Below are 16,600 nucleotides of genomic sequence, written 5' to 3'. Positions count from 1 at the left end.
GATTTTATTTATGGGTTATGAAAAATCTATAAAAGCTATGGAAACAGCTGAAAATTTAATGCCTGGAGGTGTTAATAGCCCTGTCAGAGCATTTAAATCGGTAGATACACCTGCTATTTTTATGGATCATGCAGACGGTTCTAAAATATATGATATAGATGGCAATGAATACATTGATTATGTACTAAGTTGGGGACCACTAATTTTAGGACATAAAAATAAACGTGTGATAGAAAAGCTTCATGAAGCAGTTGATAACGGTACAAGTTTTGGTGCTTCAACGTTACAAGAAAATAAACTAGCAGAACTCGTGATTGACAGAGTGCCATCAATAGAAAAAGTAAGAATGGTGTCTTCAGGTACTGAAGCTACACTTGATACTCTACGTTTAGCTAGAGGGTATACAGGTCGTAGTAAGATAATTAAGTTTGAAGGTTGCTATCATGGTCATAGTGATTCTTTATTAATTAAAGCTGGTTCTGGCGTAGCTACATTAGGATTACCTGACTCTCCTGGTGTACCAGAGGGAATTGCTAAAAACACAATAACAGTTCCTTATAATGATTTAGAATCATTAAAATTAGCTTTTGAAAAATATGGTGACGATATCGCTGGTGTAATTGTTGAGCCAGTAGCAGGTAATATGGGTGTAGTTCCGCCTTTAGAAGGATTCTTACAAGGTTTACGTGACATTACAAATGAATATGGTTCTTTACTTATTTTTGATGAAGTAATGACTGGTTTCCGCGTAGGATATAATTGTGCTCAAGGTTACTTTGGTGTTACTCCAGACTTAACTTGTTTAGGAAAAGTTATTGGTGGCGGATTACCAGTTGGTGCATTTGGTGGTAAAAAAGAAATTATGGATCAAATAGCTCCAGTAGGAAATATTTATCAAGCTGGAACTCTATCAGGAAATCCTTTAGCAATGACGAGTGGGTATGAAACATTAAGTCAGCTAACTCCTGAGTCTTATGAATATTTTAATGAATTAGGGGACATTCTTGAAAAAGGTCTAAAAGATGTGTTCGCTAAACATAATGTACCTATTACTGTAAATAGAGCAGGCTCAATGATAGGATACTTCCTAAATGAGGGCCCTGTTACTAATTTTGATGAAGCAAATAAAAGTGATTTAGAACTATTTAGTAATATGTATAGAGAAATGGCAAAAGAAGGTGTATTCTTACCGCCATCTCAATTCGAGGGTACTTTCCTTTCAATGGCTCATACTAAAGAGGATATTGAAAAAACAATTCAAGCATTTGATAACGCACTAGGCCGTATTGTATGATAAATTGAACAAAATAAAAAAGATAAATGACTGGGGTGATAGCTATTATCCCAGTCTAAGTTTTGTTAATGTTCTTTTATGAAAGTAGTGAGATAAGATGAATAATATACAGAGAAATAACTTTATTGTCTTAGCATTAGCTATAATAATAAGTTTAATATTGAAGATTTCTCACATACTGTTGCCTTTCATGTTTGGACCAATTATTGCAGCGGTTATTTGTGTGAAAGCATTTAAATTGGAGATCAAATGGCCTTTTTGGTTAAGTCAAATCGGTTTAATATTTCTTGGCGAACAAATTGGTTCTACTTTTACGAAAACAGTGATCGGTGATATAAAAAATGATTGGTTAACAATAATCATAGTAACTGTACTTTTATTAGTCTTAGCATTATTAATAGCTTATTTCTTTAAGAAAATAGCTCAAGTTAATTCGGAAACAGCTATTTTAAGTGTAATTCCAGGTGCATTAAGCCAAATGTTAATTATGGCTGAGGAAGATAAGAAAGCTAATATTTTAGTTGTAAGTTTAACTCAAACATCTCGTATAATATTTGTGGTTATATTAGTTCCGTTGATATCATATTTTTTCCAAGATTCCCATAATACCACTGGGGAACATGTAAGCAAAGCGCCAGCATTGACACATGCTCTTGATTTTTGGCAAATATTCATAATATTTTTAGCTGTAGCAATAGTTTATTTCTTGATGGCGAAAATTAACTTTCCTACTAAACAATTGTTAGCTCCTATATTTGTCTTAATTGTTTGGAATATGACTACAAATTTAAATTTCACTTTAGATAATTGGTTACTCGCATCTGCGCAAGTGATTTATATGATACGTATAGGCCTTCAAATTGCTCATCTACTTAATGATTTAAAAGGTCGTATCGCAGTAGCTATTGCTTTTCAGAATATAATGTTAATTATTTCGGCTTTTATAATGGTGGTTATCATTCATCTTTTCACGCATAATTCAATTAATGAATTATTCTTAGGTGCAGCCCCAGGAGGTATGAGTCAAATAGTTTTAGTAGCTATAGCTACTGGTGCTGATGTAGCAATGATTTCAAGCTATCACATCTTTAGAATTTTCTTCATTCTTTTCTTAGTTGCACCTGTGATTAATTACTTCTTAAAATTTAGAGCGAAATCTCGTTAAATAAATAATAAAACGCATTTCCTAAGTTAATAGGAAATGCGTTTATTTCTATCTAAGAATGACTCGGTTTAACAGGGCATCCTTCAAGATGTGAATCGTATAATCCTGCAGCCTCAAGAAATGAAAATACAGTGACAGGACCTAAAAATTTAAAACCATATTTTTTTAAATCTTTAGAAAGTTGTGTAGCTCTATCATCTACTGTTTTACGATCTCTGGGTTTTTTATAACCCATATTAATAGGTTGATGATTAACATATGACCAAAGAAAATCACTAAAACTTTTATAATCTTTTTCAATTTGTAAGTAACCTCGTGCTTGGCTAACAATAGCTTCTAACTTTTTTCTATTATGAACTATATTAGGAAATTCCATAAGGCGATCAATATCTTTATCAGACATTTTGGCAACCTTTTTTGGTTCGAAATTATAGAATGCTTCTTCATAGGATTCTTTTTTCTTTAAGATGGTAAGCCATGATAAACCGGCATGTTGGGATTCTAAGGCGATTAACTTAAAAAGTTCTTTACTATCATATAAAGGTTGACCCCAAAAATAATCATGATATTCTAAATATGTTTCATCTTTAGTACCAAAGGCGCACTCATTCATAAATTTTACCTCCAATACATTGACTTATTGATGTATCCATTATACTATAAATAAGTAAATGAATATAATGATAGGGAAGAGTAAATTCTAATCATTTCAAAGAGAGCATATGTTTGGTGTGAATATGTAGATGATTTTAATTGAAGGTAGCCCAAAATGAAACTTTCATTGAACAAATGTTCAGTAGGTGAAAGCGTGTGAGAGCGTTAATCTTATACTTAAGTGCTCGAAGAATAAAGTATGTTTATGTTAAAAGGCTTTATTTTTCTTGAATATAGGTGGTACCACGGAACATCCGTCCTATTTTTAGGGTGGATGTTTTTTTATTTTATTAGGAGGTTTTTACATGGAAATGAAACCGAAATACGACCCAAGAGAAGTAGAAGCTGGTCGTTATGAAGAATGGGTAAAAAATGGTTATTTTAAACCATCAGAAGATAAATCGAAAGATACATATACTATTGTTATTCCGCCGCCAAATGTGACGGGAAAATTACATTTAGGACATGCGTGGGACACAACGTTACAAGATATAATTACTCGTATGAAGAGAATGCAAGGATATGATACTTTGTATCTTCCAGGTATGGATCATGCTGGGATAGCTACACAAGCGAAAGTAGAAGCAAAATTAAATGAACAAGGTATTTCAAGACATGAATTAGGTCGAGAAAAATTTCTAGAACAAGCTTGGGATTGGAAAGAGGAATACGCTTCATTTATTAGACAACAATGGGCTAAACTAGGCTTAGGATTGGATTATAGTAGAGAGCGTTTCACTCTTGATGACGGTCTAAGTAAAGCTGTTAGAAAAGTATTTGTTGATTTATATAACAAGGATATAATTTATAGAGGCGAAAGAATTATTAACTGGGATCCTCAAGCTAGAACGGCATTGTCTGACATTGAAGTTATTCATGAAGATGTGCAAGGTGCATTTTATCACTTTAAATATCCTTACGCAGATGGTGAAGGTTATATTGAAATTGCGACTACCCGTCCCGAGACAATGTTAGGTGATACAGCGATTGTTGTTAACCCTAATGATGAACGTTATAAAAATGTTATTGGTAAAAAAGTAATTTTACCAATTGTTGGTAGAGAATTGCCTATCTTAGCTGATGAATATGTTGATATAGAATTTGGTTCAGGTGCAATGAAAGTCACACCTGCGCATGATCCAAACGACTTTGAAATTGGGCAAAGGCATGATTTAGAAAACATCATAGTAATGGATGAATACGGTAAAATGAATGAGAGATCTGGTAAATATGAAGGTATGGATCGTTTCGAATGTCGTAAACAACTCGTTCAAGATTTAAAAGATCAAGATTTAGTTATTAAGATCGAAGAGCATACGCATTCTGTAGGTCACTCAGAAAGAACAGGTGCAATCGTCGAACCGTATTTATCAACACAATGGTTTGTTAAAATGAAACCTTTAGCTCAAAGAGCACTAGATAACCAAAAAACAGACGACAGAATTGATTTCTTCCCAGGTCGTTTCGAAAACACATTTAATCGTTGGATGGAAGAAATAAGAGATTGGACTATTTCTCGTCAATTATGGTGGGGACATCAGATTCCTGCTTGGTATCATAAAGAAACTGGTGAAATCTACGTAGGGGAAGAAGCACCAAATGACATTGACAATTGGGAGCAAGATGCAGATGTATTAGATACTTGGTTCTCAAGTGCTTTATGGCCATTTTCTACTTTAGGTTGGCCAGATACTGAATCTGAAGACTTTAAACGTTATTATCCAACGAATGCTTTAGTTACAGGTTATGACATTATTTTCTTCTGGGTAGCAAGAATGATATTCCAAGGTTTAGAATTCACAGATAGAAGACCATTTAATGATGTTTTACTACACGGTTTAGTAAGAGCTGAAGATGGACGTAAAATGAGTAAGTCATTAGGTAATGGTGTAGACCCAATGGATGTAATTGATGAATATGGTGCAGATAGCTTGAGATACTTCTTAGCTACTGGTTCATCACCAGGTCATGACTTACGCTATTCGACTGAAAAAGTTGAATCTGTATGGAATTTTATAAACAAAATTTGGAACGCTGCGCGCTTTAGTTTAATGAATATTGGTGAAGAGTTTAAAGTAGAAGATATCGATTTATCTGGAAACTTATCGCTGGCTGATAAATGGATTTTAACTCGCCTAAATGAAACAATTAAAACCGTAACAGATTTAAGTGACAAATATGAGTTTGGTGAAGTAGGGCGTGCGCTTTATAACTTTATTTGGGACGAATTCTGTGATTGGTATATTGAAATGAGTAAGATACCAATGAATGGTGATGATGAAGCTCAGAAACAAACTACACGTTCAGTGTTAAGTTATGTTCTTGATAAAATTATGAAGATGTTACATCCATTTATGCCTTTTGTTACAGAAACAATCTGGCAAAGTTTACCTCATGAAGGTGAAACTATAGTTAACGCAGATTGGCCAACTGTTAACTCTGAATATATGTTTGACGAAAGTAAGCAAACAATGCAGCAACTTGTTGAAATCATTAAATCTGTTCGTCAATCAAGAGTTGAAGTGAATACGCCACTTTCTAAATCAATACCAATTTTAATTCAAACTAAAGATGATAACGTTAAGCAAACATTGAAAGATAATGCGAGTTATTTACACAAATTCTGTAACCCAAGCGAACTCACTATTGATACAGAAGTTGAAATTCCTGAAAAAGCTATGACATCAGTAGTTGTAGCGGGTAAAGTTGTGTTACCGCTTGAAGGACTTATTGATATGGATAAAGAAATCGCTCGCTTAGAAAAAGAACTAGATAAACTTCAAAGTGAATTAGATAGAGTAGACAAAAAATTATCAAACGAAAACTTTGTAAATAAAGCACCTGAGAAAATAATTAATGAAGAAAAAGAAAAACAACAACATTATCAAGAGAAGTATAATGGTGTTAAATCACGAATCGAACAATTAAAAGCATAGGAGTATGATCATGAATTACCTAGACAGCTTGTATTGGATACATGAAAGATCGAAATTTGGTATTAAACCAGGTGTCAAACGTATGGAATGGATGTTAGAACAATTTAATAATCCTCAAGATAAAATTAGAGGTATACATGTTGGCGGCACCAATGGTAAAGGGTCTACGGTAGCATATCTAAGAACTGCTTTGGTTGAAAATGGTTATGATGTCGGAACCTTTACATCGCCGTTTATAGAAAGTTTTAATGAACGCATTAGTTTAAATGGCACACCAATTACTAATGATGAAATTGTAGATTTAGTTGAGCGTGTTAAGCCAGTTAGTGAAGCTTTAGAAAATGAAACAGAACTTGGTGGAGCAACAGAGTTCGAAATTATTACTACTATGATGTTCCTTTACTTCGGTGAAATCCATCCAGTTGATTTCGTTATCATAGAAGCTGGTTTAGGAATTAAACACGATTCAACAAATGTATTTAAACCAATTTTATCAATTTTAACTAGTATTGGATTGGATCATACTGATATTCTTGGGTCAACTTATCTAGATATAGCAAAAGATAAATCAGCAATAATTAAACCATATACACCAGTTATCTATGCTGTGAAAAACGATGAAGCTCTTAAGTATGTGAGAGACTATGCTTTAGAACAAAACGCTAAACCAATTGAGTTAGATAGAGAAGTAACAATCATTTCACAAGATGATGAGTTTACTTACCGATATAAAGATTATGAACTTGAAACTATCATTTTAAATATGATGGGTGAACATCAGAAAGAAAATGCTTCCTTAGCAATTACGGCGCTTATTGAACTTAATGAAGCGGATATTATTGATTTAGATTTTAATAAGATGATTGATGGTATTGAATCTGTAAATTGGACTGGACGTATTGAACAAGTGAAAGAACAGCCGCTTATGGTTATCGATGGTGCACATAATAATGAAAGTGTAGAAGCTTTAATCGATACTATTAAACATTACTATGGTAGAGATAAAATTGATGTACTCTTCTCAGCAATTAAAGGCAAACCAATTAATTCGATGATTCATAATTTAAGTGAAATTGCCTCGCAGTTTTATTTAGCGGATTTCGATTTTCCTAAAGCTTTAACTAAAGAAGAAATTGCTGATGAAACTAATTTAGATAATGTAGAACTTGTAGAAGATTATGTACAGTTTATTGAAAATTACACTGGTGAAGGTTTAATCATCACGGGTAGTTTGTATTTTATAAGCGAAATAAAAGCAAAAATTAAATTTAACTAAATTAAGAAAGAGTAAAATGAGTAGTTATACTAACTTGTTTTACTCTTTTTTTATATGAAAGCCATTAAAATATGGAAATTAAACATAGCCAATAAATAAGTACTCTAATGATAAAATTTCTCTAATTATGCAACTATTTACATTCAAAAGAAATTACTTATAATTATTTTAAAGGAGGATGATAAATGGCTTTACTGGCTTATTCATGTAGTGTGATATTTAGTTTTTTATACCAATTTAGTCACAAGGGTACATTAAAATTTAATTATTTCTTTTCAAGATCCGTTTGTGATCATTGTAATCAAAATGTTAAGCCTTATGACTTATTACCGATTTTGAGCTACATATTACTCAAAGGGCGCGCTCGCTGTTGTCACAAGAAATTACAAATATATTATTTGATAGGGGAAGTTTTAGCGCTTATACCAATTTTTTTGTATTACTTTTCACATGGTAATATCAATTTTTCTCATTTCTTATTAACTTTTCTTTTTTTACTCAGTTTCTCTATATACGATATTAACAATCTATCGATCGACATAAGATTGTCCTTAATCTATGTTATAGTAGCCTTCTTTTGTTCACATTTATATCTTCATACTTTTATAATTACTTTTTTAATTTCGCAATTGTTATATCTAATTCTACGTAAATATATAGGTTACGGAGATATCGTAATTTTTAACATGCTGTCTTTATTCTTACCTTTAAATTTTCTTATTTATTTATGTATGTTTACTTTTATTTTTGGCGGTTTTATATCCATTTTTATAAAACTTTTGATTAATAAAGATTTAAAATATATTCCATTAATTCCTTTTGTCTTCCTCTCTTTCATTTTCACTTCGCTTTTCTATAATGATTTAAATATTGTATTAGGAGGAACATATTATTGAAAATAAATGAAATGGCAATTTCCGAGAAACCTAGAGAGCGTCTTATGAATTACGGTGCAAAAAGCTTATCAAATGTGGAATTGCTGGCAATACTTATTAATACTGGTAGAAAAGGCTTCTCTAGCATAGATATTGCTAATGAACTTATAAAAAGTCATCATTCTATTAGAGATTTAAAAAAATTATCTATCAATGATTTATTAAAAGTAAAAGGGATTGGATTGTATAAAGCAATTATATTGCAAGCAGCTTTTGAGTTAGGAGAAAGGCTAAATGCATCAAGCACGATAGATAAAGTTAAAATTACTCATCCGAGTGACGTGGCTGATTTGATGATGTCTTCTATGAAAGATTTAGATCAGGAACATTTTGTAGTATTATTACTTAATTCAAAAAATATCGTTATAAAACAATCTTGGATCTTTAAAGGAACACTAAATAGTTCAATTATTCATCCACGTGAGGTATTTAATATTGCAATTAGAGAATCCTCTAATGCTATCATTATTGTTCACAACCATCCTTCAGGTGATGTAACACCTTCTAAAGAAGACATTACTACGACTTTACGTTTAAAAGAGTGTGGTGCTATTTTAGGAATTGATGTACTTGATCACATCATCATTGGAGATAATCAATTTACAAGTTTGGTTGAAGCAGGCTATTTTGAGGAGCATTAAAATCAATTAGTTTATATCAGTCACATAGTGTATAATTTTCTTATTAAAAAATAAGGAGATATTTTATATGAGTTTATTTCTAATTTTAGGTATAATCATGCCAGTGATTTACGTAATAAGGCTTAATATCCTAGATAATATAATGACTATTAGACGTGGTTTCATAACGATTATTTTATCGATTATAGGTATAGTTACAGCATCTTTGTTAGGTAGTATAGTAACAAAGCAATTGAATGAATTAATTTTTATAATCATTGGAGCTATAATAACAGGTGTATTGTGGGGATTACTTCTAGTGGGGAGTTATATATTAATAAATTGGTTAACTAAATTAATTAAAAAATAATAAAAAGTTAGCTAAAAAACATTGAAGAGGTTTTGAAACATTCACTCACAATGTATAGCTAACTCTTAAATTAATTAACATAAGATATCAAGTTTTGATAGTTATCTAATAGCCAAATTACTCCTTGATACGCCAAGTAAATACATAGTAAAACAATCCCTGCAGATATTAAGAAACGTAGTATAGATAGACCAACTCTAAAGAGAAGTACGACTAATAATACTATCAAAATAATAGTTAAGATACTTATCAAACGCTGTCCCTCCTCATCACGTATGCATGTTATATTGCTTATTATAATTCATTTAATGAATGTTAGCATCCGTCTACAGATATAATATTTTTACACCTATAGTCTGATGTAAACTAAAAACATTTAACATATACTTAATTAAATATGATAAGGAGGGCGAATATGAGATTTATATTTAGTATAGTTAAGAATATTATTGCTGTGCTAGCTATTATTGCTATTATTTATATAGCATTGAAGTATGCCCCTTTCCTTAGAGATCAAGAATGGAATCCTTTACATGAAAGTACTAATTATATTCAACAAAATATGCATGATACTCCGGCAAATAACAGACTACCTGCTCAGCCAAAAAACGGTAAAAGTTATTCATTAAAAGAAAACGACATCATCAATAATGTCCCTTCTAGTCAAATTAAAAATGTATTTAATATGATTGATAAGAAAGAATTTATGTCAGTATCTGGTATAGGTAGAATGGGCTATAATAATAAATACTTAGCAGGCCAAAGAGGGGACGAATTCATAATATATAAATTTGGTTCAGATTCTATAAGAGTATATAACACAGAGTTTGAAATGCAACAGGATCTAAATAAATTAGGACAACATATAGAGTTAAAACCATCAGAAGCTTTTAAGTAAAAACTGTAAACTATGAATTTGAAATGTATTTTTAAATAAGTTAACCTTTATATATAGATAAATACATTAAAGGTTGGTGTGATTTCTAATGGCTGAACAATCAAAAGAAAAACAAGCTAACGAACAAGCAAAAGCACAAAATCTTTTTGCTCGTTGGAGAAAAGAAGAAACACTATATAGCGAAGACGAAAAGAAAGATAAAAATGATAGCGAAGATGAAACTAAATAAATTTAAAGTCATATTTTATTAAACTACTAACGATAAGGTTAGTAGTTTTTTTATGTATTTAGGCATAATGTTTTTAAAAAGTTTAACATTACTTATTATAAAATTTACCTTTTAGATTAGTTAGTGCTTTATTTCATGTAGTGAGTAATATAAAATATAAAAGGATAATAAATTTAGTCTTATAGAGGTGTTCTGGGTGCTTAATTTTTTCAAAAATAACAAGCTCATTGTTGTTTTATGTGCAATTATCGTTTTTATAGCGTTAATTGGTTTATCCATTCGTTCCCAAAACCAATCACCTCCAGAACAATATGTAGGAGACTCAGTTTCTTTAGGACAAAGAGTTGTGAGTTATCCTATTCATTTTGTAACTGGAGCTATTGGAAATATTTTCAATAATGGTGGATCGAAAGAAGATAAAAATAAAATTAAACAACTTGAGGCAAAGAATCAAAAGTTAGAAACTGAAAATAAAAAGTTTAAAAAAGAATTAGACGTTAAAGATTTATCAAAATATGAGCCTATTTCAACAACAGTGATTGCTAGAAACCCAGATCAGTGGATGAATACAATTGTGATAGACAAGGGTTCTAAATCTGGCATTAAAAATAATATGGCGGTTATGACTTCTGAAGGTTTAGTTGGTAGAGTCACAAAGGTAAATCAATTTTCTGCTCAAGTCGATTTGATTTCCACTCATACGAGAGCAGGTAAACTTTCAGTTAACGTACAACACGGTTCTAAAAATGTTTTTGGTTTGATTGATCATTATGATGCTAAAAACGAAGAATTAGTGATTAGTGATATTAACAACAAAGATAGTGTAAAAAAAGGAGATAAGGTAGTAACCAGTGGCTTAGCTGACCAGTTACCAAGTGATCTTTACATAGGTGAAGTTACAGATGTTGAAAATGATCAATACGAACTTGCCAAAGAGGTAAGAGTTAAGACTGGTGCTGATTTAGCTGACTTAAATCATGTATATGTTGCAAAACGTGATGTGAGCACGATTCCCGATGATGAAAGCAGGGATAACTAATGCGAACGCTTTATTATTTACTAATTGGAGTACTTTTATTTTATATAGATACGGCTATAGGATTAGTTATTCCATTGCATTTCGGTAAAATCGACATTATCTTTGTTCCTCATTTAACTTTAATGTACATATTGATAATGACTGTATATAGAGGTTTTGGTGTATCAATTGTTCTTGCTATCTTTTTCGGAATAGTTACAGATTTATATTTTGGAAGTATATACGGTTTATATATGTTTGGTTACATTATATTAGTTGTGATTGTAGATAAATTCTTTAAAGTGTTTTATCGAGACCATACAATGCTATTTAGCATCGTGTTGTTAAGTACAGTGATACTTGAAATTTATGTAGCAGCCATATATGCAGTAATTGGATTTATTCAATTTGATTTTATTGATTATATTTTATTCAGATTAATCCCAACGTTTATAATTAATTTTATCTTATTATTAATTTTATATCCTATCATCATAAAATTTACGCGAAAAATGCAAAACGCAATTGACAGTAAAGCTTAGTGATGGTAAGATGCAGTAGTTGAGTAGTTTCAGGCTACATACAACCGCTCAAATACAGGTTTAAGTACGAAGGCAAATATATTATTTTGTTTGTCTATTCAAGCTAGCTTCATTGTATAGCTCATGAAGGTGTCACCTGTATATGGCGTGACTTATTATATAGGAGGTGCAAAGTATGTTTGCTATTATTGAAACAGGTGGAAAACAAATCAAAGTAGAAGAAGGTCAAGAAATCTTCGTTGAAAAATTAGACGTAAATGAAGGTGACTCATTCACTTTTGATAAAGTATTATTTGTAGGTGGAGATTCAGTAAAAGTTGGTGCGCCAACTGTTGAAGGTGCGTCAGTTACTGCTACTGTTAACAAACAAGGACGTGGCAAAAAAATCACTGTATTCACTTACAGACGTCGTAAAGACTCAAAACGTAAAAAAGGCCATCGTCAACCATTTACTAAATTAACTATCGATAAAATTAACGCATAATTTTATGATTACTGTTGATATTACAGTTGATGATGAAGGCAAAGTCACAGATGTGATCATGGATGGTCATGCGAATCATGGTGAATATGGTCATGACATTGTCTGTGCTGGTGCCTCAGCAGTTTTATTTGGTAGTGTGAACGCAATTATGGGATTGACATCAGAAAAGCCTGACATCGATTACGATGATGATGGTGGTCATTTTCATATAAGAAGTGTTGATACTAATAACAAAGAAGCGCAATTAATTCTTCAAGCGATGTTAGTTTCTTTACAAACAATTGAAGAAGAATATAATAAGAATATCAGATTAAATTATAAGTGAGGTGTATCCCGATGTTAAAATTAAACTTACAATTCTTCGCATCTAAAAAAGGGGTAAGTTCTACTAAAAACGGACGTGACTCTGAATCTAAACGTTTAGGTGCTAAACGTGCTGACGGTCAATATGTATCAGGTGGTTCAATTCTTTATCGCCAACGTGGTACTAAAATCTACCCTGGTGAAAATGTAGGTCGTGGTGGCGATGATACATTATTCGCTAAAATCGACGGCGTTGTTAAATTTGAACGCAAAGGTCGCGACAAAAAACAAGTTTCTGTATACGCAGTTGCTGAATAATTTTGTCTAGTTAACACCAGAAGTGAATGCTTCTGGTGTTTTATTTTTGTTTAAATTGATATACACATTAAAAATTTTTCTATAAATAGGGATAATGATATAATTATAAGGATGAAAAATTCAGAGTAAAAGAGGTGAGATATATGTTTGTCGATCAAGTCAAAATATCTCTCAAAGCAGGTGATGGAGGTAACGGAATCACTGCTTATCGAAGAGAAAAATATGTACCTTTTGGTGGACCAGCTGGAGGTGACGGTGGTAAAGGTGCCTCAGTTGTTTTTGAAGTAGATGAAGGTTTAAGAACACTTTTAGACTTTAGATATCAAAGACACTTTAAAGCTAAAAAAGGTGAAAATGGGCAAAGTAGCAATATGCATGGTAAAAATGCTGAAGATTTAGTATTAAAAGTACCCCCAGGTACAATTATTAAAAGTGTAGAAACTGAAGAGGTTTTAGCTGACTTAGTTGAAGACGGTCAAAGAGCTATCGTTGCACGAGGGGGCCGTGGTGGTCGTGGTAACTCACGTTTTGCTACTCCACGTAATCCAGCACCTGATTTCAGCGAAAATGGTGAGCCCGGTGAGGAACTAGATGTAACCTTAGAACTTAAATTATTAGCGGATGTCGGTTTAGTTGGTTTCCCTAGTGTTGGTAAATCTACGTTATTATCTATTGTTTCAAAAGCAAAACCTAAAATTGGAGCTTATCATTTTACTACGATTAAGCCAAACTTAGGTGTAGTTTCTACGCCAGACAGTAGAAGTTTTGTTATGGCTGATTTACCTGGTCTTATAGAAGGTGCTTCAGATGGCGTTGGTCTAGGTCATCAATTTTTAAGACATGTAGAACGAACTAAAGTGATTGTTCACATGATAGATATGAGTGGTTCTGAAGGAAGAGATCCTATTGAAGACTATAAAATCATCAATCAAGAACTTGTTAATTATAAGCAACGACTTGAAGATCGCCCACAGATTGTAGTGGCTAATAAAATGGACATTCCTGACGCTAAAGATAATTTAGAACTTTTTAAAGAGGAAGTTGGCGAAGATATTACAATTGTTCCGGTATCAACTATCACACGAGATAACATAGATCAATTGTTGTATCTCATTGCTGATAAACTAGAAGAAGTTAAAGATGTTGACTTCTCAGTTGAAGAAGATGAAAATATAGGCGTCAATCGTGTTTTATATAAACACACGCCTTCCCAAGATGCATTTACAATTACTAGAGACGACGATGGTGCTTATGTAGTAAGTGGTAATGCAATTGAAAGAATGTTCAAAATGACTGATTTCAATAGCGATCCTGCCGTTCGTCGATTCGCAAGACAAATGCGTTCTATGGGTATTGATGATGCGTTAAGAGAAAGAGGATGTAGTAACGGAGATATCGTTAGAATTCTAGGTGGAGAATTTGAATTTGTCGAATAGGAGTGTAGACTATGGACAATAAAGACTATAGAAAGTTTTATTTAATTAGAGAAGATGTATTACCTGAATCTGTTGTTAAAACTTTGAAAGTTAAAGATGCTTTAAAAAACAATCCTGAATTGTCCATTTATGATGCAGTTAAACAGTTCAACTTATCCCGTAGCGCCTTTTATAAATATAGGGAAACTATATTTCCTGTAGATGAAAAGATGCTAGATCATAGGGAGTTTACACTCATTTTATATGTTAATGATATAGTAGGAATGTTAGCACAAGTATTAAATACAATTTCAAGACTTCAATTATCTGTATTAACGATACATCAAAGTGTACCTATGGAAGATAAAGCTACGATTACTTTATCACTTAACGCTCAATCATCCTATCTCTCAATTGATGATGTAGTCAATTCACTTAGAGAAATAGAGCATGTTTCAAAAGTTGAGTTAATTAGTATGAGTATGTAAAGGGAGTGCCAACATGTATGCTTATGTAAAAGGGACATTAACGCAATTATTTCCAACTCATGTAGTGGTTGAAACTTCAGGAATAGGTTATGAAATTCAAACACCTAATTCTTATCGTTTTCAAAAATATTTAAATCAAGATGTACAAATTTTCACTTCTTTGATTGTTAGAGAAGATGCACAATTGTTGTATGGATTCATTAGTGAAGAAGAGAAAGATATGTTCCATAGTTTAATTAAAGTTACGGGAATTGGTCCCAAGTCAGCTTTAGCTATTTTAGCAGCTAGTTCTCCAAATGAAGTGAAAAGAGCAATTGAAAATGAAAATGATGCTTATCTAACTCAGTTCCCTGGCATTGGTAAAAAAACGGCCAGACAAATCGTATTAGATTTAAAAGGTAAAGTCACCATTACTGAGGAAGATTCAGAATCATTGCTTCAAGTCGATGTTAATAATAATGAACAAAGTCAAGTTGTTAAAGAAGCTATGTTAGCATTAGAAGCATTAGGATACTCAAAACGTGAACTTTCTAAGGTTGAAAAAGTGTTAAACAAGCAAAGTGTATCTAGTGTAGACGAAGCTGTAAAATTAGGCTTACAAACGTTAGTTTCTTAATAAATAGAGTATGTATCTTATGGAGGCGCGAATATGGATAAAAGAATGGTCGATCAACAATTTCATAATGAAGATTCAGATTTCGAATTATCATTGAGACCTACTAAACTCAAACAATATATTGGTCAAACCTCTATTAAAAGTAATTTAGAAGTGTTTATTAAAGCTGCTAAATTAAGAGAAGAACCTCTCGATCATGTGCTTTTATTCGGGCCACCAGGATTAGGTAAAACAACACTTTCAAATATTATAGCTAATGAAATGGAAGTTAATATACGTACAATCTCAGGTCCTTCATTAGAAAGACCTGGAGATTTAGCTGCAATTCTATCAGGACTACAGCCAGGTGATGTGCTTTTCATAGATGAAATTCATAGATTAAGTAGTGTCGTTGAAGAGGTACTCTATCCAGCAATGGAGGATTTCTTTTTAGATATTATTATTGGTAAAGGTGACGAGGCACGTAGTATTAGAATAGATTTACCACCATTTACATTAGTCGGTGCTACAACCAGAGCAGGTAGTTTAACAGGACCGTTAAGAGATAGATTTGGGGTGCACTTGAGACTTGAGTATTATAATGAAAATGATCTTAAAGAAATAATTACTCGAACTGCAGATGTACTTGGTACTGGTATTGATGAAGAGAGTGCTTTAGAATTAGCTCGACGTTCTCGTGGTACACCAAGAGTAGCAAATCGTTTATTGAAACGTGTTAGAGACTTTCAGCAAGTCAATGAAGATGATCAAATTTATATTGAAACAACAAAAAGAGCATTACAATTACTTCAAGTTGATAAAGAAGGTTTAGATTATATAGATCATAAAATGATGAACTGTATTATCAATCAATATAATGGTGGCCCTGTTGGTTTAGATACAATTGCTGTATCTATAGGTGAAGAGCGCATTACTATTGAAGATGTTTATGAACCATTTTTAATACAAAAAGGCTTTTTAGAGCGAACACCACGTGGACGAAAAGCGACGCCTTTCGCTTACGAGCATTTTAATAATACGAATGAAAAGAGGGAGTAAG

Annotated in this window: 20 protein-coding genes and 2 other annotated features; of the genes, 18 read left to right on the top strand and 2 right to left on the bottom strand. The window is 32.2% G+C overall.

Annotated elements, in window-relative coordinates; translation table 11 throughout:
- Positions 1–10 precede the first annotated feature (10 nt).
- Both hemL and CM54_RS05135 read left to right on the top strand, forming a co-directional pair.
- Complete coding sequence (hemL, locus tag CM54_RS05140; protein WP_002435979.1) at positions 11–1,294, top strand: glutamate-1-semialdehyde 2,1-aminomutase; 1,284 nt, start codon at positions 11–13, stop codon at positions 1,292–1,294.
- A 97-nt stretch (positions 1,295–1,391) separates the two neighbouring features.
- Entirely contained in the window at positions 1,392–2,459 is a 1,068-nt protein-coding gene (locus CM54_RS05135) for an AbrB family transcriptional regulator (RefSeq protein WP_037549368.1), read from the top strand.
- 52 nt (positions 2,460–2,511) lie between these two features.
- Here the strand turns inward: CM54_RS05135 and CM54_RS05130 are convergent, their stop codons facing one another.
- On the bottom strand, positions 2,512–3,072 hold the full coding sequence (locus CM54_RS05130; protein ID WP_023350138.1) for a DNA-3-methyladenine glycosylase I: 561 nt from the start codon (positions 3,070–3,072) through the stop codon (positions 2,512–2,514).
- 58 nt (positions 3,073–3,130) lie between these two features.
- Positions 3,131–3,378: a binding site (T-box leader), on the top strand.
- Positions 3,379–3,418: 40 nt separating this feature from the next.
- On the opposite strand from CM54_RS05130, the gene CM54_RS05125 reads away from it, so the two are divergent.
- The 5 genes from CM54_RS05125 to CM54_RS05110 all read left to right on the top strand — a co-directional run bounded on the left by CM54_RS05125 (position 3,419) and on the right by CM54_RS05110 (position 9,250).
- Positions 3,419–6,049, top strand: coding sequence for a valine--tRNA ligase (locus CM54_RS05125; protein WP_037549365.1), 2,631 nt, complete (start codon positions 3,419–3,421; stop codon positions 6,047–6,049).
- A 10-nt stretch (positions 6,050–6,059) separates the two neighbouring features.
- Positions 6,060–7,325, top strand: a complete 1,266-nt coding sequence (locus tag CM54_RS05120) for a bifunctional folylpolyglutamate synthase/dihydrofolate synthase (RefSeq protein WP_030061502.1) — start codon at positions 6,060–6,062, stop codon at positions 7,323–7,325.
- Positions 7,326–7,510: 185 nt separating this feature from the next.
- Entirely contained in the window at positions 7,511–8,221 is a 711-nt protein-coding gene (locus CM54_RS12350) for a prepilin peptidase (RefSeq protein WP_082243228.1), read from the top strand.
- Positions 8,218–8,901, top strand: a complete 684-nt coding sequence (gene radC, locus CM54_RS05115; RefSeq protein WP_037549361.1) for a RadC family protein — start codon at positions 8,218–8,220, stop codon at positions 8,899–8,901. The genes CM54_RS12350 and radC overlap by 4 nt, the downstream gene beginning before the upstream one ends.
- Positions 8,902–8,968: 67 nt before the next feature.
- Positions 8,969–9,250 (top strand): hypothetical protein, encoded by a 282-nt coding sequence (locus CM54_RS05110; protein ID WP_023350143.1) that lies wholly within the window; start codon positions 8,969–8,971, stop codon positions 9,248–9,250.
- Positions 9,251–9,320: 70 nt separating this feature from the next.
- Here the strand turns inward: CM54_RS05110 and CM54_RS12345 are convergent, their stop codons facing one another.
- Positions 9,321–9,500 carry a hypothetical protein gene (locus tag CM54_RS12345; RefSeq protein WP_037560643.1) on the bottom strand — a complete coding sequence of 60 codons (180 nt, stop codon included), beginning with the start codon at positions 9,498–9,500 and terminating at the stop codon, positions 9,321–9,323.
- A gap of 165 nt (positions 9,501–9,665) precedes the next feature.
- On the opposite strand from CM54_RS12345, the gene CM54_RS05105 reads away from it, so the two are divergent.
- The 11 genes from CM54_RS05105 to ruvB all read left to right on the top strand — a co-directional run bounded on the left by CM54_RS05105 (position 9,666) and on the right by ruvB (position 16,599).
- Complete coding sequence (locus tag CM54_RS05105) at positions 9,666–10,148, top strand: DUF4930 family protein (RefSeq protein ID WP_023350145.1); 483 nt, start codon at positions 9,666–9,668, stop codon at positions 10,146–10,148.
- Positions 10,149–10,236: 88 nt separating this feature from the next.
- A complete protein-coding gene (locus CM54_RS12540; protein ID WP_002436055.1) occupies positions 10,237–10,377 on the top strand; it encodes a hypothetical protein in 141 nt (46 codons plus the stop codon).
- A 196-nt stretch (positions 10,378–10,573) separates the two neighbouring features.
- The gene (mreC, locus tag CM54_RS05100) at positions 10,574–11,416 is read left to right on the top strand and encodes a rod shape-determining protein MreC (RefSeq protein WP_037549357.1); all 843 of its coding nucleotides are present in this window, start codon (positions 10,574–10,576) and stop codon (positions 11,414–11,416) included.
- A complete protein-coding gene (mreD, locus tag CM54_RS05095) occupies positions 11,416–11,937 on the top strand; it encodes a rod shape-determining protein MreD (protein ID WP_037549354.1) in 522 nt (173 codons plus the stop codon). The genes mreC and mreD overlap by 1 nt, the downstream gene beginning before the upstream one ends.
- 32 nt (positions 11,938–11,969) lie before the next feature.
- Positions 11,970–12,100: a sequence feature (ribosomal protein L21 leader region), on the top strand.
- Between the two features lie 12 nt (positions 12,101–12,112).
- Entirely contained in the window at positions 12,113–12,421 is a 309-nt protein-coding gene (gene rplU, locus CM54_RS05090) for a 50S ribosomal protein L21 (RefSeq protein ID WP_002436008.1), read from the top strand.
- 4 nt (positions 12,422–12,425) lie between these two features.
- Positions 12,426–12,746, top strand: a complete 321-nt coding sequence (locus tag CM54_RS05085) for a ribosomal-processing cysteine protease Prp (protein ID WP_037549351.1) — start codon at positions 12,426–12,428, stop codon at positions 12,744–12,746.
- Positions 12,747–12,757: 11 nt separating this feature from the next.
- Positions 12,758–13,042, top strand: a complete 285-nt coding sequence (rpmA, locus tag CM54_RS05080; protein WP_001830822.1) for a 50S ribosomal protein L27 — start codon at positions 12,758–12,760, stop codon at positions 13,040–13,042.
- A 143-nt stretch (positions 13,043–13,185) separates the two neighbouring features.
- Positions 13,186–14,478 carry a GTPase ObgE gene (gene obgE, locus CM54_RS05075; protein WP_002436005.1) on the top strand — a complete coding sequence of 431 codons (1,293 nt, stop codon included), beginning with the start codon at positions 13,186–13,188 and terminating at the stop codon, positions 14,476–14,478.
- A gap of 11 nt (positions 14,479–14,489) precedes the next feature.
- A complete protein-coding gene (locus CM54_RS05070) occupies positions 14,490–14,945 on the top strand; it encodes an ACT domain-containing protein (protein ID WP_037549346.1) in 456 nt (151 codons plus the stop codon).
- A 13-nt stretch (positions 14,946–14,958) separates the two neighbouring features.
- The gene (ruvA, locus tag CM54_RS05065) at positions 14,959–15,561 is read left to right on the top strand and encodes a Holliday junction branch migration protein RuvA (protein ID WP_002436096.1); all 603 of its coding nucleotides are present in this window, start codon (positions 14,959–14,961) and stop codon (positions 15,559–15,561) included.
- Positions 15,562–15,594: 33 nt separating this feature from the next.
- A complete protein-coding gene (gene ruvB, locus CM54_RS05060) occupies positions 15,595–16,599 on the top strand; it encodes a Holliday junction branch migration DNA helicase RuvB (protein WP_002436053.1) in 1,005 nt (334 codons plus the stop codon).
- Position 16,600: the final 1 nt, after the last annotated feature.

The organism is Staphylococcus sp. TE8 (assembly GCF_000692055.1).
Taxonomy (GTDB): domain Bacteria; phylum Bacillota; class Bacilli; order Staphylococcales; family Staphylococcaceae; genus Staphylococcus; species Staphylococcus capitis.
This window is presented reverse-complemented; position numbering and strand designations above follow the sequence as displayed.